This window comes from Nocardia sp. NBC_00403, from assembly GCF_036046055.1.
Taxonomy (GTDB): Bacteria; Actinomycetota; Actinomycetes; order Mycobacteriales; family Mycobacteriaceae; genus Nocardia.
The window spans coordinates 900974-918460 of the sequence record NZ_CP107939.1 but is presented as its reverse complement, the minus strand read 5'-3'; the positions used below and the strand labels follow the sequence as shown (position 1 = coordinate 918460).

General features: G+C 66.4%; 14 protein-coding genes. 5 read left to right on the top strand and 9 right to left on the bottom strand.

The annotated features are described in order from the left end of the window. Position 1: 1 nt before the first annotated feature. A complete protein-coding gene (gene dhaK, locus OHQ90_RS04080; RefSeq protein ID WP_328407460.1) occupies positions 2–1003 on the bottom strand; it encodes a dihydroxyacetone kinase subunit DhaK in 1002 nt (333 codons plus the stop codon). An 11-nt stretch (positions 1004–1014) separates the two neighbouring features. Further along, positions 1015–1764, bottom strand: a complete 750-nt coding sequence (locus OHQ90_RS04075; protein WP_328407458.1) for an MIP/aquaporin family protein — start codon at positions 1762–1764, stop codon at positions 1015–1017. A 150-nt stretch (positions 1765–1914) separates the two neighbouring features. On the opposite strand from OHQ90_RS04075, the gene OHQ90_RS04070 reads away from it, so the two are divergent. Beyond that, positions 1915–2661 (top strand): IclR family transcriptional regulator, encoded by a 747-nt coding sequence (locus OHQ90_RS04070; RefSeq protein WP_328407456.1) that lies wholly within the window; start codon positions 1915–1917, stop codon positions 2659–2661. A 23-nt stretch (positions 2662–2684) separates the two neighbouring features. Here OHQ90_RS04070 and OHQ90_RS04065 read toward each other — a convergent pair whose 3' ends face one another. Both OHQ90_RS04065 and OHQ90_RS04060 read right to left on the bottom strand, forming a co-directional pair. Continuing rightward, positions 2685–3122 carry a MerR family transcriptional regulator gene (locus tag OHQ90_RS04065; RefSeq protein WP_328407454.1) on the bottom strand — a complete coding sequence of 146 codons (438 nt, stop codon included), beginning with the start codon at positions 3120–3122 and terminating at the stop codon, positions 2685–2687. 74 nt (positions 3123–3196) lie between these two features. After that, positions 3197–3835 carry a hypothetical protein gene (locus tag OHQ90_RS04060; RefSeq protein ID WP_328407453.1) on the bottom strand — a complete coding sequence of 213 codons (639 nt, stop codon included), beginning with the start codon at positions 3833–3835 and terminating at the stop codon, positions 3197–3199. Positions 3836–3972: 137 nt separating this feature from the next. Here OHQ90_RS04060 and OHQ90_RS04055 point away from each other — a divergent pair, with 137 nt between their 5' ends. Beyond that, a complete protein-coding gene (locus OHQ90_RS04055; protein WP_328407451.1) occupies positions 3973–4671 on the top strand; it encodes an HAD family hydrolase in 699 nt (232 codons plus the stop codon). A 79-nt stretch (positions 4672–4750) separates the two neighbouring features. On the opposite strand, the gene OHQ90_RS04050 is transcribed toward OHQ90_RS04055, so the two are convergent. Genes OHQ90_RS04050 through OHQ90_RS04040 form a run of 3 tightly spaced genes read right to left on the bottom strand, consistent with a single transcriptional unit; the run spans position 4751 to position 6847 of the window. After that, a complete protein-coding gene (locus OHQ90_RS04050) occupies positions 4751–5515 on the bottom strand; it encodes an AIM24 family protein (RefSeq protein WP_328407449.1) in 765 nt (254 codons plus the stop codon). Positions 5516–5518: 3 nt separating this feature from the next. Next, the gene (locus OHQ90_RS04045) at positions 5519–6214 is read right to left on the bottom strand and encodes an AIM24 family protein (RefSeq protein ID WP_328407447.1); all 696 of its coding nucleotides are present in this window, start codon (positions 6212–6214) and stop codon (positions 5519–5521) included. Positions 6215–6223: 9 nt separating this feature from the next. Further along, positions 6224–6847 (bottom strand): AIM24 family protein, encoded by a 624-nt coding sequence (locus OHQ90_RS04040; RefSeq protein WP_328407445.1) that lies wholly within the window; start codon positions 6845–6847, stop codon positions 6224–6226. A gap of 207 nt (positions 6848–7054) precedes the next feature. Here OHQ90_RS04040 and OHQ90_RS04035 point away from each other — a divergent pair, with 207 nt between their 5' ends. Together OHQ90_RS04035 and OHQ90_RS04030 are read left to right on the top strand one after the other, a co-directional pair. Continuing rightward, a complete protein-coding gene (locus OHQ90_RS04035) occupies positions 7055–8425 on the top strand; it encodes a TerD family protein (RefSeq protein WP_328407443.1) in 1371 nt (456 codons plus the stop codon). A gap of 31 nt (positions 8426–8456) precedes the next feature. Further along, positions 8457–10064 carry a TerD family protein gene (locus tag OHQ90_RS04030; protein WP_328407440.1) on the top strand — a complete coding sequence of 536 codons (1608 nt, stop codon included), beginning with the start codon at positions 8457–8459 and terminating at the stop codon, positions 10062–10064. Between the two features lie 27 nt (positions 10065–10091). On the opposite strand, the gene OHQ90_RS04025 is transcribed toward OHQ90_RS04030, so the two are convergent. Next, the gene (locus tag OHQ90_RS04025; RefSeq protein ID WP_442941443.1) at positions 10092–11798 is read right to left on the bottom strand and encodes a glycosyltransferase family 87 protein; all 1707 of its coding nucleotides are present in this window, start codon (positions 11796–11798) and stop codon (positions 10092–10094) included. A gap of 455 nt (positions 11799–12253) precedes the next feature. Between OHQ90_RS04025 and OHQ90_RS04020 the strand changes: the two genes are divergently transcribed. Beyond that, positions 12254–13921 (top strand): amidase, encoded by a 1668-nt coding sequence (locus OHQ90_RS04020; protein WP_328412531.1) that lies wholly within the window; start codon positions 12254–12256, stop codon positions 13919–13921. A 743-nt stretch (positions 13922–14664) separates the two neighbouring features. On the opposite strand, the gene OHQ90_RS04015 is transcribed toward OHQ90_RS04020, so the two are convergent. Next, on the bottom strand, positions 14665–17058 hold the full coding sequence (locus tag OHQ90_RS04015; RefSeq protein ID WP_328407436.1) for a transglycosylase domain-containing protein: 2394 nt from the start codon (positions 17056–17058) through the stop codon (positions 14665–14667). Positions 17059–17487 lie beyond the last annotated feature (429 nt).

Below are 17487 nucleotides of genomic sequence, written 5' to 3'. Positions count from 1 at the left end.
GTCACACTCCCCAGCGCAGGGCGGGCGTGCGCACCGGCGCATCCCACAGAGTCAGTAGGCCGTCGTCGACCTTGGTCAATGTCACTGAACATCCCGCCATCTCCAGCGAGGTGATGTAGGGGCCGACCAGGGAGCGGGCGATCCCGATCCCATGGCCGCCGAGGATGCGGGCCACCTCGTTGTACATCACGTACAACTCCAGCAGCGGCGTGCCACCCATCCCGTTCACGAAGCAGATCACGGTGTCGCCCTTGGTGAACGGCAGATCGGTGAGGATGGGCTCCACCAGCATTGCGGCGGTCTCCCGCGCGGGCGCGAGCGGCGCGCGGTGGCGGCCGGGTTCCCCGTGGATGCCGACGCCGATCTCCATCTCGGTCTCGCCGAGCTCGAAGGTCGGCTTACCGGCAGCGGGGACGGTGCAGGAGGTCAGCGCCATGCCCATACTGCGTGAGTTGGCGTTCACAGTGCGGGCGACCTCGGCGACCTCGGCGAGCGACCTGCCCTGTTCCGCGGCGGCGCCCGCGATCTTCTCCAGCACGACGGTGGCGCCGACGCCACGGCGGCCTGCCGTGAAGAGGCTGTCCTGCACGGCCACATCGTCGTTCACCACAACCGCGGTGACCGCGACCCCCGTTTCGGCGGCAGCAAGCTCGGCAGCCATCTCGAAGTTCATGATGTCGCCGGTGTAGTTCTTGACGATGTGCAGGACCCCGGCACCGGCGTCGATGGCCGTGGTGGCGCCGAGGATCTGGTCCGGGACAGGGGAGGTGAAGACTTCCCCGGCACACGCGGCGTCGAGCATGCCCGCGCCGACGAAACCACCGTGCATCGGTTCGTGCCCGGAGCCACCGCCCGACAGCAGCGCCACTTTGCCCGGTCGCGGTGCGTCGGCGCGAAACACGACCTTGTTCTCGATGTCGACCCGCAGTTCGGGGTGGGCCGCGGCCATGCCCGACAGCGCTTCTCGGACGACATCGGCCGGATCGTTGATCAGTTTCTTCATCGATTCTCCTGTTATGCGGCGGTTTCGAGCGCGTCGTGATTTGCGCCTGCCGAGGTCTTGATGTGGGTCAGGGCGCGGGCAGCGAAGGCTGCGGCGACACCGGCGAGGAATTCGGCGGCGAGATACACCGGCGCTTGGCTCCAGGCCACCTCCGCGCCCCACACCTGCTGTACGAGCATCGGCCCGAGCGTCCGCGCCGGGTTGATGGACGCGCCGGTGGCGGGTGCGACGGGGATGATGGCCGCGAACACCACGAGTCCGATGGCAACGCCTGCGAAGCCGGGCGCCGCGGCGCGATGCACGACGAGCAGCACGGTCAGCACGAGAATGAAGGTGCCGACGAACTCGGCGATGAACGCCTGCCCTGCGCCGACGCCTTGGCCGTAGGCGGCGACACCGAGGCCGACCGCGCTGGCACGGTCGCCGAGCACACCGATGATGGCGAACGCGCCGAGCACCGCACCAGCGACCTGGGCGGCGAGGTAAGCCGGAACCTGTCGCCACGGGAACTGCCCGTTCAACGCGAGCGAGAGGGTCACCGCGGGATTGATGTGGTTTCCTGAGACGTGCCCGAAGGCGTACACGGTGGCCAGGACCACGGTGCCGAAGGCAAGCGAGATCATGCCGAGGTCGGCCATGGTGAACGGTGCGTCGCCGTTCACCATGAGCGTGGCAGGTACCGATCCGACGCCGATGAAGACGAGGAACGCCGTGCCGAGCACTTCCGCCGCAAGTTTTTGCGGCGTCCGCAGTCCATCCATGGGAGACTCCCGAAATTGTTTCGAACGAGATTCGACAATGTCGAATGTGATTCGTAGAGTACGTGGATGTAGCGCAGGTCACAAGAGTCGGTGGGATTCGGCCGCCTGCGACTGCTTGCAGGTCGCTCGAAAGCACAGGGAGGAAGCCGCGTGATCCAGTCGGTCGACCGGGCCGTTCGCATACTGTTCGCACTGCAGGGCGCGCGGCGGATGACCCTGTCCGAGCTCGCGGCGGAGCTCGGACTCGCGGCGACAACGGTGCACGGCATCGTCCGGACGCTCGCCGCCCACGGTGTGGTCGTGCAGGAACACGGCGGCGGGCGCTATCAGCTCGGACCTGCCGTGCTGCGGCTCGGCAACGTCTACCTCGACACGCTCGACCTGCGGGCCAGGGCCCTTACCTGGTCACACGAACTGGCGCGGACCACCGGACTCGCCGTCCGGGTCGGCGTGCTCTTCGGCGACGATGTGGTCATCATCCATCACGAACCCCGACCGGACGGCAGTAGGCAAATGCCCGAGGTCGGCATCGAAATACCTTCCCACGCAAGCGCTCTCGGCAAGGCCATGCTCGCGTTCCTGACGCCGCTCGAGGCGACGACGCTGCGCAGCATGACCGGCGAAACGATCACCGATCCCGCGGCCTTCCTCGAACACCTGCGACCGGTCACATCGTCGGGTCTCGCCTACGAATGCGAGGAGGCCGTGCTCGGCGAATCCTGTGTGGCCGGAGCAATTTTCGATCGCACCGGCAGCGTCGTCGGCGCGGTCGGCGCAGTCATTCCGACGCCGGATTGGCCCGCCTCCGACGTCACCGTCGACGCGGTCCGCACCACCGCGCGCACCATCTCCCGCGAACTCGGTTCCACCCGCTGGCCTGCCACCCCGGATCGGTGATCCGGCGCTGCTTGCTCGTCTATTTACCGCAGTCCAGTTCTCGCGGTCGCCGGCGTCCGAATGGCCTGGGCTTCAGGGGTTTCGAAGGTGCTCTTGAAATCGGGGCATTCGACCAGCGGCTCGTGGGTGCAGGTCGATGCGTGGCGGAGGCTGTCGCGCATTCGGATGAGCCGGGCGATGTCGTCGTCGAGGTCGCGGGCTTTGTCGGCCATGCGGGCACGCAGTTCGGTGTCGCTGGGGGTGGCTCGGATGAAGCGGGCGATTTCGGCGATGGTGAAGCCCGCGCCGCGGGCGCAGGCGACCAGGGCGAGGCGGCCGAGGATGTCGGGTCGGTAGGTGCGCCGTAATCCGTTGCGACCGTCGGCGGCGATGAGGCCGCGCTTCTCATAGAAGCGCAGTGCCGATGGGGCGAGCCCCGCGCGTTCGGCCACCTCGGCGATATCCAGCAGGGCGTCGGCCATTGTGTCTCCTTGACTTGAATCGCGCTTCAAATCGGAGGTTAGTCGAGATGACCGACAAAGTCGCGGTATCCCGCTTACCTGCGATCGCGGGCCTGGTTCAGCCAGTCGAGTCCGTCGCGCAAGGTTGGTGAAGGATGCAGCCTGCGATTCGGTTCACCTGGGTGCGGCCGATCGGGAGCGGGCTGGGACGGCTTGCCGAGGTAGCGGTCCAGCGGTGATTGTGAACGGTCGGATGCGCGCGAACTGCCTTTGTCCGGCGCGAACGGCACACCGGTGGACAGCGCGCGAACCCCGAGGCTCAGCATCTCGCCGACCATGCCGATGCCGATCGATAGCGTCGCAGGCCGAGCATCGTGGTGCATACCCATGGCCGTGCCGAGTGTCCCGACCCCGAAGCCGACGACCATCGAAATAGCCCACACCGCCACGGTTTGCACCGTGTACCGCTGCCAGAGATGTCCGTCGCGGTCGAAGATCCCGATGGTGGTGCCGCGGATCGCGCCGAAGGTGACGCCGACGATGCCGCCGATGATCAGCCAGGTGATGTCGGTGCCATCGAGGTCCTCGACCTTGGTGACGCTGTAGATCCCGATCGCCACCAGGATCAGCGGCGTACCGAACGTATCCCGCGCGTTCATCGGCTCGCCCTGAAACCGTTTCACGATCAACGCGACGGCCGCGACGACGATGACGATCAGCAGTCCGATACTCATGTTGCCTCCCAACGAGAACGACCCGTTTGTGGAAAGTAGCGACGCAGCGGGATAGTCCGAGTCGGCCGAACGGAGGAGTCCGAGAAGGATCCCAGAGTCCTCCCGCGCTTCCGTTGCGACTGCGACAATGGATCGTTGTGCCGATCTTTTGCGCCGAAGCCGTCCTGTTCGATGTGGATGGAACGCTCGTCGACCACGAGGCTGCCGCGGAGGCGGCGGTCCGCGCCGGGTTCCCCTTTGTTCCCGATCGGGATGGTCTCGCGCGCCGGTGGCGGGAGCTGGAAGCATGGGCGATGGATCGCTACCTCGCGGGTGAGCTGACCTTCACCGAGCAACGACGCCTGCGGATCACTCATCTCGCCGACGAGTTCGGTCAGGGGGTCTGGTCGGATGACCGGGCGGACGCGTGGTTCGCGGAGTATCTGGTGCAGTACGAGGCGGCGTGGCGGACCTATCCCGATGTGGCACCCGCTTTGTCGGCGCTCGCTGCCGAGCACCCGAAGGTGCGGCTCGGTGTGATCACCAATGGCGATTCGCAACAGCAGCGCCGCAAATTGGCGAAGGTCGGTCTCCTAGGCCTTTTGGACCACGCAACCATCTCCAGCGAAATAGGCGTAGCCAAGCCGCACCCGGCAATCTTCCTGGCCGCATGCGATGCACTGCGGTTGCCGTCTTCGCAGGTCGTTTACATCGGCGATCGCCTGCGGACGGATGCCGAGGCAGCGATCACCGCTGGGCTGCAGGGGATTTGGCTGGATCGCCGCGATACCGGCGTCGCCACCTCGGCCAAGCGCATCAAGAGCCTGACCGAGCTGCCGCCGCTGATCCGCGGCTAGTCGCACGTGGTCGGCGGTGAATCAGCCTGCATCGCGCATCGAGACCAGGCCATTTCCCCTTCGCCCCCGTGATCGGCCCTCAGTCGTAGTGCTGACCACCCAACTGCTGGGCGATGACGCCTTGCAATCGTTGCAGGCCACCGACGGTCATGCCGCTCTGCAGCTGACCCTCGATGGTGCGCACCAGCATGGAGTCGCTGAGCACCTTTTCGCTGGATTGGATCAATACCGTTCCGCTGCCGGTGAAGTCGAACTGTCGTTCCTCGCCGGAGTTGACGCCGAACCCGGCCGCGCCTGCCGCGAGGAAATTCGTCACCCACCGCTGGTCGTAGTGATGGCTGGGCGAAGGGCAATCCGCCCAGCCGACAAGGGATTCCGGGTCGACCCGCAGGGGCGGCTCCGCGAACATGACGGGGCCATTGGACGAGGCGAGGAACTTACCCGTGCCGATCAGCGTGAGGAAGCCGGGGACGATGGACTGGTTGAGCGACAGACCCGGCTCGAAGGCGAGCAGGTTCGCCGCACGGATGGTGAGGTTGCCGTTGTCCTCTAGATCATAGGAATTGATGTCGTAGCCGCGGTCGCCGATGATGAGCTTGCCGTGGCCTTCTGCGACCACATAATCGCCGGTGAACAACGGCGCGGAGAACTGCTGGGACACCATGTGCAGCAGTCCACCCTGCAGGCCGTGGGTGAGCATCTGGAAGCGCATATCGCCGTAGTAGGCGATCATCGCGCCCTTGCGCATGAACCACGGCTTGTTCAGGTCGATGCAGTAGGCGTAGCTGTTTCCCGGAATGTTGTCGCTCTCACCGAGATTCAGCGGATTCAAAATCTGGGACATGGCTCACAACTTCTCTTCTGAGGCCTGCACGTACACGACACCCTGTCCGACGCAATGCAATTGCATCGCCTCGCCGGCTCCGCGTCCTACCGCGTCGCGCCAGCTCATCGCAGTCTTCAGCTCGGTCTGCACATTGCCATAGGTGGCGACGAAGGCCTGCGGATCGACAACGATCGGATTCGGCCCGCCCACTTGCAGTTCCAGGAATCCGCCGTGCGCGAGCAGCACCGCCGAACCCTGACCCGCGAGCTGGGTGGTGAACATGCCCTGCCCGGTCAGCGCGCCGCCGGCGGCGCCGCGCAGCGCACCCATCAGGCCGCCGCCACCGCCGCCGCCCGAACTCATCACCGACACCACCGAACTCTGCAGTCCGGCAGTGTTGGCAAGCAGACGCGAGGCCTCGACACGCAACGTCGCCCCCTGCTGCATGTGGACCACGTGCACCTCGAGCCCGGCGAATCCGTAGTGCACCTCACCGGAGCCCTGGGCCAACATGGTGCGCTCGTGCTCACCGGCCATCATGCGGCCGGCCATCCGCATCAGACCGCCGCCACCGCCCATGCCCTGGCCGCCCGGAATCTGGTGCGGCGCGAAGGAGACATCGCCGGTATAGAACAGCATCGCGCCGTTGCGGGCGACGACACCGCCCGCCATGCCGACATCGGTTTTGACGACTTTGCCGTTGACCTTCTCGAACATCGCCCGTACCTACCGTTCCGCCGGCTGGATCAACACCACGCCCTGACCATCCCAGCGCAGCGAAAACGCCTCGCCTGCGTCCTGGCCGACGAGGCTGCGCCACGACACGTCGGTGACGAACGAGTGGTTGAGATTGCCGCGCGCCGCGACGAAGGCGTCGGGGTCGACGACCAGCGGGTACTGCGGCGACACTTCGAGATGGATCAGCGGCCCGCCCGCCGAAAGCAGCGCGACCTGACCCTGTCCCGACACCGTGGTGGTGAACAGCCCCGCTCCGGTGGAGGCGCCGCGCACGCCGGCGAAACGTACATCGGTGCGCAGATTGCCCGCGAAGGCGAGCAGCTGCTGCGATTCGACCTGCAGCGTCTCGTTGTTGAGGTTCACCACGGTGACGTGCTGGCCGTTCACCGCGAAGAAGACCCTGCCGTGCCCGTTGCACTCCATCAGCGACAGCTTCTCACCGGTGGCACGCCGCTTGAGCCCGGCAATCACACCGTCACCGCCGCCGAAACCAGCAGATTTGAACTGCACATTTCCTTCATAGGCGATCATCGAGCCGGAGATCGCACGGATACTTGTTCCGGCGAGGTGGGCCTCGATCACCTTTTTCGACTGCTCGAAAAGTTGCGCCATAGGGGAGTTTGCCTGCTGTCTCGATCGGGAACATGGGAGTATTCGCCACATTCCAACTGCCTGCGGTCACCTTAACGGACACAGCCGGACGCAGTCCGTTATCGACTCGCGCAGCCTCGCTTTCGCGGAGCCGGTGTCATGGCGGCATCCGTTCGGTTCGTTTCTCGTAGAGTGGCAACGTACGCACCGACAAGCGAAGGGTCGACCTTGTCCGCAACACTCGCCAAGGGCCAGAACGGTCCACTGGCCACCAACGACGTGGTGATCTCCATCCAGCTCACGGCACCAGCGGATCTGTCCGCGCTGCTGGTTACCGAGCGGGGCAAGGTCCGTTCCGACGCGGACTTCGTCTTCTTCAACCAGCCGAACGGGCCTGGCGTGAACCTGCAACCCGCGCCGCAGGGACAGCCCATGTCGCTGGCGGTGTCGCTGAGCGCGGTGCCCGCCGATATCGATCAGATTCGCGCGGTGATCACCCTCGACGACGCGTCGAGCAGCTTCGGCCGCTTTCCCGCGCCGACCGCGATCGTCTCGGATTCGTCCGGTAATCGGTTGTACGAGTACCAGGTCGACGGTTTGCAGAGCGAGTCGATCGTGATCGCGCTCGAACTGTATCGGCGGCAGGGTGCCTGGAAGGTGCGGGCTGTCGGACAGGGGTACGCGGGTGGGTTCGCGGCACTGGTCACCGACCACGGCGTGACGGTCGACGACGCCCCTGCCGCGGCGCCGCAGGCTGCGCCTGCGCCGCCCCCGGCCCAGCCCGCACCGAATTACCCGCCGCCGACCACCCCCGCCTACCCGGCCCAGCCCGCGCCGCAGTACGCGCCGACCCAGGCGGCCCCGCCCGGACCCGGTTATCCGCCGCCGCCCGCCGCGGGCTACCCGCCGCCGGGGCCCGGTTACCCGCCGCCGCCCGCACCGGGGCCGGGTTACCCGCCGCCCCCGCAGCAGGCCGCGCCGCAGCAGGCGCCCGCCGAGGTGAGCCTGAGCAAGGATCGTCCGGTCAGCCTGCAGAAGGGGCAGCGGGTCACGCTCCGCAAGGAAGGCGGCGCGGCACTGACTTTCGTCAAGATGGGTCTCGGCTGGGATCCGGTGCAGACGCGAGGCATGTTCGGCAACCGGACCGTCGATGTAGACCTCGACGCCTCGGTCGCGATGTTCGCCGATGCGAACCTCGTCGACGTCGCCTACTACGGTCAGCTGACCTCCAAGGACGGCTCGGTCCGGCATCAGGGCGACAATCTCACCGGTGAGGGCGAGGGTGACGACGAGGTGATCCTGGTCGACCTGACCCGCATCCCGGCGCACGTCAGCACGCTGCTGTTCATGGTGACCTCCTACAAGGGGCACACTTTCGAGCAGGTCCAGAATGCGTTCTGCCGCTTGGTCGACGGCGCCAACAATGCCGAACTCGCCCGGTACACCATGGCAGGCGGCATGCGGTTCACCGCCATGGCGATGGCCAAGGTGTACCGCGTCGGCGGCGACTGGAAGATGCAGGCCCTCGGTGAGGGCTTCCAGGCCAAGCATCCGGGCGAGGCGGTTCCGCAGCTCGGCCGGTTCCTCTCGGCCGGGTGATACGACAGCACGAACAACGGGGGCAGACAACGTGATTCAGCTCAAGGCCGGTCAGAACACGCCGCTGACCGGTGATGTCGTTCGATTCAGCGCGAAAGCCGGTGCTGCGCTGGATGTTTCCGCACTGGTGGTGGCGCAGAACCTGCGCGTGCTCGCCGCCGAGGACTTCGTGTTCTATGACCAGCCGCGGACCCAGGGTGTCACGCTGTCCGACGGCTCGGTGGCGATCCGGCTCGCCGAGGTCCGCGCCGATGCCAACGCGGTGCTGCTGGTGGTCAGTGCCGATCCGGCTGTGCCCGCCCAGCCGGGCGGCCTCGGGCCGGTGACCGTGGAGTTGTTCGAAAACGATGTGGTCGCGGCGGAATTCGCGATCACCCCGTTGGCAGGGGAGACCGCGCTGATCTGCCTGGAGGTGTATCGGCGCGGCACCGGATGGAAGCTGCGCGCGGTCGGTCAGGGTTACGCGGGCGGACTCGCGCAGCTGCTGACCGCGCACGGGGTCGAGGTCGACGGCGTGGTGGACCAGCCCGCCGCAGCCGCGCCGCAGGCCGGTCCCGGTTCGCCGGGCGCGCGATCGGATGGTCAGGACACCATTCCCGGCCCCGTGGCCGATTCCCGCGCGGCCGGACCCGTGCCGGTGGAGGTCGCGCACGGGCTCGACCGGTTGTGGATGATCTTCGAGGATGCCGCGCGTTCGGCGGCCGCGCTCATCTCGGCACGCGACTATGCCGCCCAACGGCTCGATCACGAATTGTCCGCCGCGGTATCGGATCCCACCACGAGGAACACCCCGGCCGCCGAGGCAGCGCGGCAGGCCGCGCACCGCCGCAGCGACGAGCTGATCGCCGTCGCCGAGGGCAACCACCACCGCGACAGCCAACACCTCCTGCGCGAACTCGCCGACGCGGACCGGCTGCTGCCACCGTCGCTGGCGTCCTGGGAATCGCCCACTTGGGACGGTCCGCCCGCGGCGAGCGACGGCATCCGGCTCGGTGAGCTGCATGCGATCGAGCGGGGGCCGCTGCGGGTGCCGTACTGCGTGCCGGTGCCGTTGAATCGGCCGCTGTGGATAGACACCGAATCCAGCAGTGCGGCGGCCCCGGTCGTCGGTGCACTGCTGGCCCGGCTGCTCGCGGCCGATCCCGGGCGGCGCGTGCGCGTCGACATGATCGATCTGACCGGGGCGTTCCGTGGGCTCGTCGGACCGCTGACACCGGTGCTGAACGGACCGCCGGTCACCGACCATGCTGAGATCTCGGCGCGGCTACAGGCCTTGGTCGACGCGACAGAACTGGCCGAACTGGCCTATGAGGGCGGGGTTTTCACGCCCCCGGTCGAACATCGAGTGCTGCTCGCCGCGGATTTCCCGCACGGCTACCAGGCCGCAGATGCACAACGCATCGGGTCGCTGATGGTGCGTGGCGATCTGATCGGGTTGTCGACCATGATCGTCGGCAGCGACGAATCCGATTCCAGCGATCCCGTGGTCGCGGCGTTGTCGCAAGCCTGCAGGCACCTTCCTACAGTCGACGGCACACCGCTGTTCGATCCGTGGACCGGCAGCCCATGGCAGCTGGATCTGGACCTGTTGCCACGAGAGCCGGAGCGGCAGGCGCGCTACCTACGCGTGCACCAGTGACGCCGCGGCGGTCCGCACCCGGTGTGTTCAGGTGCGGGCCAACGCAATTCGTGGGCGCAGTGGTTCGGGCAGCCACGGCAGCAGCGGGTCCGGTGTTCGATCGACGATGCCGCCGACCGGGTCGTCGATGAAGTCGCGGCGCACCAGGTCCTCCTCCGGCCGATAGATCTGTCGAATGATCAAGGCACACAGGGCGAGTACCGCGAGATCGCGCAGCACGACGGTGCCGGTGAACCACTCCTCGGGCAGGCCCTTGTGGTCGAGGCCGAGGTAGTAGAACATCCGTGGGACCCACACCAGCGCATCAACCGTCATCCACGCCAACAGGATCCGCCGGTGCGGCAGCGCAAGAGCGGCCAGGGGTACCAGCCACAGTGAATACTGTGGGCTCCACACCTTGTTCGTCAGCAGGAACGCGGCTACCACCAGGAAGCACAGTTGCGCGAGCCGCGGCCGACGCGGCACGGTGAGCGCGATATAGCCGATCACCAGGCAGGCGGCGACGAACACCAGCAGTGACACCGCGTTCAGGATGGTCGGTTGCTGGTTGTGCGTGAGCTCCCCGTCGAAGCCGAGCCAGCCGGTGAACGAGGTGATCACGTTGTAGATGGAGTCGGGGTCGGCGTGCCGGGTGGTGTTGAGCCGGAAGAATTCGCGCCATCCGGTCGGGTACAGCAGGGCGATCGGCAGATTCACCGCCAGCCAGGTCCCGGCCGCGGCCGCGGTGGTCAGGGCGGCGGCACCGAGTGGGCGTGAGCTGAGTAGCTGCATCCGGTCGCGCAGCCAGGCCAGTGCGGTGCGCGGACTGTCGATATCGCTTACCCGGAGTCCGGCCTGCGCGCTCGGCACCCGGTGCAGCGGGTCGGCGCGCAGGCACAACACCACGATCGGTCCGAGCAGCAGTAATGGGTACAACTTGGCCGCACCGCCGAGTCCGAGCAGCACGCCGGCCAGCAGCGGTCGTCGCCGGGCCCAGGCGAGCAGACCGGTCGCCGCGAATGCCGTCGCCAGCGCGTCGAAATTCGTAAAAGCGTGCACGATTACCAAGGGTGAAACCGCGATCATCGCCGCGTCCCAGATGCGGCGCCCGGCCAGTTCGGCCGAGGCCCACACGGTGACCAGCCAGGCCATAGCGAGGCCGAATGCGACGACATTGAAGTAGATGACCACCTGCAGCGCACCGGGCAACGGCAGTGCGTCCCAGGTTTTGGCGATCTCCATGGATATGTATTGATAAAGGCCCGACAGCACCGGGTACTCCATGTACCTCGTCTCGGTGCCGCCATCGGGTGTCTGCTCGGACCAGGACTTCTTATAGGGGAACGCGCCCTCGTTCAGGCGCTCCGCCCCGTACAGCGGCACAGTGTCCGAATAGCACATGGCTGTGTATTGGCGGCCGTTGTTCCAGTCCAGGGTGAGCGAGCCGTCCGCGGTGCTGGTCTGCTGGATGCAGGGCGCCTTGGCTGTCCAACCGAGGGCGAGGAAAACCAGGGTGACGGCCAGCAGCACCCGCATCGGGGTCCAGAACCGGACGCGGCCGATCAGTGCGTGATCACCGACCGGGCCGCCGATCACGGTGCACAGCTGTGCTGTCAGGGAATCGTTGCGGCTGGGTCGGTCTCGTCCGTCGGCCGACCGCAGATCCGGCGCGAGCGGGGCCGGGGCCGTGTAGTGCGGTCCGGCGGACTGTCCCCCGCTGAACTTCGGCGAGCTCCCGTTCGTCGCCTCGTCCATCAGTTGCTGATCGCTCACGGCATCCGAGGCTACCGGCCCTGGCTGTCGGTCCGGATCGAGCGGGTGCTGTTCGCCCATGGTGGATCGCATCCGTCGGGGCTCTGGATGGCTGGAAATGCGTCTTTTCGGCAGGTCGAGCGCTGTAGTATGCCGTTGATCGACCGGTGGTTCAGGGGAGGTCGATTATTAGATGTGTAACAGATGTTACCAGGATCGAAAATGATGTTCGGCATTCGATAGTGCATTTTCGGATTCGTATTCTATTTATCTGTGAATCTTTACGGGATATTGCAGTGAAATCAACGTCGGTTTCAGGCTGAGTGGCTGAATATCGTGTTTGTGTGAAACCTGTCAGTGTTTCGATTATCGGGCCGGGCCCGAATTTCCTGGGCTACTCGCATCACCAACGAAACCGTGACTTCCAGTGGGCCACGTAGACAGAGGTTTGAATGGGAATGCAATTGCGTTTGTCGCGACGGTCGTTCGTGCGCTCCGCAAGCATCGGTGCCGGAGTTGCCGCGACCGGGCTGACCAACGCCGTGGTCGCGGCAGCGCCGCCGATCGCTCGGCGCGCTCCGGGACTTCCCGATGCCGCGAGCATTGCGGCGACCGATCCGGCGATGCTGTCCGCAGTGGAGGCGGCCAGCCTGCTGCAGGCCCGAGAGTTGCACCCGGTAGAGCTATTGGACGCCTGCATCGAGCGAAGCTCGGCGTTCGACGGCGCGATCGGGGCGTGGGTCCGTACCTACCCCGAGCTCGCCCACGAGCAGGCCGAGCGTGCGGCGGATCGGCTCTCGGCCGGGAACGCGCCGCTGATCTGCGGTCTGCCCATTGCGGTGAAAGACCTGTATGCCGTTGCCGGGCTGCCGCTCACCGCATCGAGTCGCATTCTCGACGGCAATATCGCCGCGGGTGATTCGACGGTCTGGCGGCGTCTGCACGATAACGGCGCGGTCTTGATGGGGCACGTGCACAACGATGAGTTCGCGATCATGACGGACACGCTGCAGGTGGGCAATCCGTGGAACATCGACGAGTCCGTCGGCGGGTCCTCCGGCGGCAGTGCGGCCGCACTGGCCGCCAGGTTCGCGCCCTTGTCGATCGGCACCGACACGGGTGGTTCCCTCCGGATCCCCGCTTCCCGGTGCGGCGTCAGTGCGATCAAGCCGACCTTCGGGCGGTGCAGCAAATACGGCATCATTCCGGTGGTATGGACCAGAGACCATCCTGGGCCGCTCGGACGCAGCATCGCCGACGCGTCGCTGCTGTTGTCGTACATGACGGGAGCCGACGCGTTCGACCCGGTGACAGCTATTGCGCCGCCGGTGCCCGACGGCGGGTTCCCGATCGCCGCGGTGGGGGGCGATAAACCGTTGGCGGGCAAGAGACTCGGGGTGCCGAGGGGGGTCACCGAGATGCTGCCCGACGCGCTCGCGACCTTGTTCGCACGCTTTCTGGACCTGTTCACAGTGTTGGGCGGCGAGACCCGTGATGTCACGATGCCCGCCGAGCCCGAAGGGCTGCTCAGCAAGGACGCCGTGGAAGTCGGTTTGTATCACCGACAGTGGGCCGATCGGCTGCCGTCCTACCAACCGCCGACCGCCGCGATCGTCGGGTTGGGTCTCGCCGCCCTGGCCGCGCCCGCCGTGGACTGGTGGCAGCTGGCACGAGCGCGCGCGAGTTATCAGCGTGACTACAACCGAATGCTGGAAGACAGCGGATTGGACGCGGTGGTGTTGCCCGGTGCGATCACCGACGGCCTGCCGCGCAGCGCGGCCGCGGCCGTCTCGATCCTCGGGGCGAGCACCGTTCCCTTCGCGTGGGCGAACTACACCGGTGTTCCGGTGCTCTCGCTACCGGTCGAACGCTCGGCCGTGACCGGGCTGCCATTCGGTGTCCAGCTCGGTGGACGCCCATGGGCGGAAGCGGAGCTGATCTCGATCGGACTCGAACTGCAGGCAGCTGCCCCCGTCTGGCGTGACATTCCACCGCTGTCGCCCAATGCGCGCGCATTGCCCGAGGTGTCCGTGCGCGCCCCCGGACCGGGCCCCGATCCGACGAACACGGGCGCTGCGGCGCCGTCGTTCAGTTTCGTCCCGACAACGAGTACCGCACCGATTTAGGACTCGAGGCATCGCTTGAGTCGGCTCGAGAAGGCGATCGGGTTGCTCAACCGCTCGTACCGCGCAGTTCGGAGTCGGCGATGATCTGCTGCATCGAGAATGGTAGGCGGTGGTTTATTCGGTGCCGAACGACGTTGGTTGAAGCGAACAGGACCGTGCTCGAATCGATGAATCTGGATCTGAGCGGCTATGTGACTTACTCTCGTCCAGATATGCGCGTGCATCACCCTTTTGTCGCTGATTCGGGATTGCTAATATCGTGTTGGCTGGCTATCTATGGAGAATAGCCGACTATTCGCTGAATAGGGGTGGGCATGTTTACGAGATTCGTTGCTTCGGTGGCTGTTGCTGGTGCGACGCTGGTTGGGTTCGCCGGAAATGCGGTAGCCGGACATCCGTCCTACGCGGACTGTCTCGGCGGGAAAGGGGTGGCGGACAAGTGTATTCAGATATCAGACGGCTCCTGGGTTGTCCTCCGGGGCTACTGGTCGTTTACTGATTGTTTGAGCGATGCCGGTGCACGGGAGAAGTGCTATCAGGATCCAAATGGCTTCTATTATAAGACGCCCATCTGATATATCACCGACGAGGCCCTGGATTTGTCCAAGTAATTCTGGCCCCGGCTGACTACCATTGGAATTACAACGTTCGGAATCTAAGCAAGAGCAATCTGATCGAGTTCGAATCTCGCGATGAACTGTATCGTTCTCGATTCGAACTCGATCAGATTTCGTGTGTTCGGACTACCGGCCGCGCGTCGGCTGGGTGCCGTTACCCGACTGTCCTTCATCCGAGTTGCCATAGCCGTTCCCGTTCCCGTTCGGGCGCGGTGCTCCGGTGGCCGTCGGTGACGAGCCGTCGGCCGGCGCCACCGGCTGCCCCGGCAGCGGTCCCGGTCCGTTCTCCTGTCGCTGCTGCGGCCGTTGTTGTGGCTGTGGCTGCGGCTGCACGCCGGGCACCGGGATGGTGATGCCGGGCAGGATCTCGACCTGGCTCGGCACGACAACAACGGGCGGCAGGAAAGGTGCATCGGTGGCCGACGGTGCGGTGTAGGGCGCGCTCCACTCCGGCACGCCGGCTTGGCCCTTGATGGGGGCCGGCTTCGGGAAGGTCTCGTTGGAGGTGCCCTGCAGGGCGCCGTCCATGGTGGCCTTCCAGATGTCCGACGGCAGGCCGGAGCCGTAGATCATGCCACCGCTGTAGTTGCGCAGCCGTGTGTTGTCGACGCTGCCCACCCAGACCGCGGTCGACAGCGATGGGGTATAGCCGACCATCCAGGCGTCCTGGTTCTCGCCGGTATCGCCGAGCTGCGCGGTGCCGGTCTTGGTCGCCGACTCGCGTCCGTTCGCCAGGTTGTGGTTGCGCGACCAGGCGGCGATGGGCTTCATCGCCGCGGTCACGTTGTCTGCGACCGCTGCGGAAACTCGGCGCTCGCCTGCGACATCACCGCGGTCGAGCAACACCTGGCCCTCGGCGGTCACCACCTTCGTCACGAAGTGCGGTGCGTGGTAGACGCCGGAGGCCGCCAATGTCGCGTAGGCCGAGGCCATGTCGAGCGGGCGCGCCTGGTACTGGCCGAGCACGATGCCGTTGTTCGGGCCGGAGCCGTCCGACTCGGTCAGTGTCTTGCCGACGCCGGGGATGGTTTCGGGGATGCCGAGCTTGTGGGCCATGTCGGCGATCTTCTGCGGGCCGTTCTGCATATCCATCTGCATGCGGTAGAAGCTGGTGTTGAGCGAGCGCTTGAGTGCCTCCGCGATGGTGCACATGCCGCACTGCTCGCCCTCGACGTTGGTGATCTTGATGCCGTTGACCGTCACCGGCGAGCTGTCGTACATCTGCGACAGCGGGATACCGAGCTCGAGGTTCTCCGCGAGGCCGAAGACCTTGAACGACGATCCAGGCTGCAGACCGGCATTGGCGAAGTCGTAGCCCTGGCCGTCGTTGCCGCCGTAGTACGCGCGCACCGCACCGGTGCGCGGATCCACCGACACCACTGCCGTCCGCAGCTGTTCCGGCTCACCCTCCATCTTCTTGGTCGCCGCATCGACGGCGGCCTGCTGCGCCTTCGGATCGATCGTGGTGGTGATCGAGAGGCCTGCGGTGTTCAGCTGCTGCTCGCTGATGCCCGCGCTGTTGAGCTCCTTGAGCACCTGCGTCTTGATCAGGCCCTCCGGCCCGGTGTCCAGGGTCTTGTCCTTGGTTGTCGACACCGGCACCACCTGCGGGAACTGCATGCCTTGGCGCTCCTCGGCCTTGAGGTTGCCGCCGGAGACCATGCCGTCGAGCACGTAATTCCAGCGCGTTCGCGCGCCCTCCGGATTCTTCTCCGGGTCCAGGCCGGAGGGCTGCTGGATGGTGGCGGCGAGCATCGCGCCTTCGGCTGCCGTCAGCTCCTGCACCGGTTTGCCGAAGTAGGCCTTCCCTGCCGCATCGATGCCATACGCACCACGGCCGAAGTAAATGGTGTTCAGGTAGGCGGCAAGGATCTCGTCCTTGCTCCACTGCCGTGCCATCTTCGCCGAGATGACAAGCTCGTGCATCTTTCGGGTCAGCGAGCGTTCGTCACCGACCAGCGCGTTCTTCACATACTGCTGGGTGATCGTCGAACCACCGCCCGCGCTTTCCTTGCCGAGGACGTTGTCGCGTGCGGCGCGGGCGAAGCCGGAGATGGAGAAGCCGGGGTTGGTGTAGAAATCCCGGTCCTCCGCGGCGATCACCGCATTGCGCACGTGCGGCGGAATCTGCTCGATGGTCACATCGGTGCGGTTGCCCTCGGGCGGCACGAAATTGCTGAGCACCGTGGAGCCGTCGGCCGCGTAGATCAGTGCGACCTGGTTGGTCTTGAGGTCGCCCGGCTTCGGCACCGAGACGGTCGAATAGGCGACCAGGAACACGGCGCTCGGCACCAGGATGGCCAGCGCGAGGCCGACGTAGCACACCCGGCGCACAATCCGCCATGGCGACTTCCGCTTCTTCGCGCCGGGACCGCGCCTGCCCGGCCCATCGGACCCGTCGTCACCGCCACCATTTCGGCGCGGCGGCGGTCCGGACGGCGGTGCGCCCGCAGGCCTGGCACGACGCTCGCCGTTGGGGCCCGCGCCGGGAGCACCGTCGGCACGGGTGGGCTGATCCACGGCAGGACGCGGACCGGTGGCCGGTCGTGATCCGGCCGGCGCCCCGGAGCGACGGTTGCGCTCGGCCACCGCCTCGGTCAGCGAACCGGGCCGCTGGATCTTATGAGTCGGCTGGACGGCGTTGGGCGCGCCCGCGGGCACTGGACGCCCCTGCGGCGGACGCTGCGGGGGCGGCGGTCCCTGGCGCCGCGGCGGCTGTGGGCCGCGCGGCTCGCCGGGGTAGGGGCCACCCTGTGGCTGCGGGCGCGGTCCGGGCGGCGGGCCCGGCCGCGCGCCGCCGGGTGGGGGACCGGCCGGCCGCTGATTCGGGAACGGAGGTTGTGAACTTCGCTGAGTACGGCCGCCGTGCGGTTCATCGCCGTGGGGGGAAGTCTCGTAAGGCGAATTCACTGACAAGATCTCCATAACTCGTAACGGTCTGAATGGCTC

Coding starts and splice junctions, on each gene's coding strand:
- dhaK (WP_328407460.1), bottom strand. CDS start 1,003: ATGAAGAAACTGATCAACGATCCGGCCGATGTCGTCCGAGAAGCGCTG.
- OHQ90_RS04075 (WP_328407458.1), bottom strand. CDS start 1,764: ATGGATGGACTGCGGACGCCGCAAAAACTTGCGGCGGAAGTGCTCGGC.
- OHQ90_RS04065 (WP_328407454.1), bottom strand. CDS start 3,122: ATGGCCGACGCCCTGCTGGATATCGCCGAGGTGGCCGAACGCGCGGGG.
- OHQ90_RS04060 (WP_328407453.1), bottom strand. CDS start 3,835: ATGAGTATCGGACTGCTGATCGTCATCGTCGTCGCGGCCGTCGCGTTG.
- OHQ90_RS04050 (WP_328407449.1), bottom strand. CDS start 5,515: ATGTCCCAGATTTTGAATCCGCTGAATCTCGGTGAGAGCGACAACATT.
- OHQ90_RS04045 (WP_328407447.1), bottom strand. CDS start 6,214: ATGTTCGAGAAGGTCAACGGCAAAGTCGTCAAAACCGATGTCGGCATG.
- OHQ90_RS04040 (WP_328407445.1), bottom strand. CDS start 6,847: ATGGCGCAACTTTTCGAGCAGTCGAAAAAGGTGATCGAGGCCCACCTC.
- OHQ90_RS04025 (WP_442941443.1), bottom strand. CDS start 11,798: ATGGACGAGGCGACGAACGGGAGCTCGCCGAAGTTCAGCGGGGGACAG.
- OHQ90_RS04020 (WP_328412531.1), top strand. CDS start 12,254: ATGCAATTGCGTTTGTCGCGACGGTCGTTCGTGCGCTCCGCAAGCATC.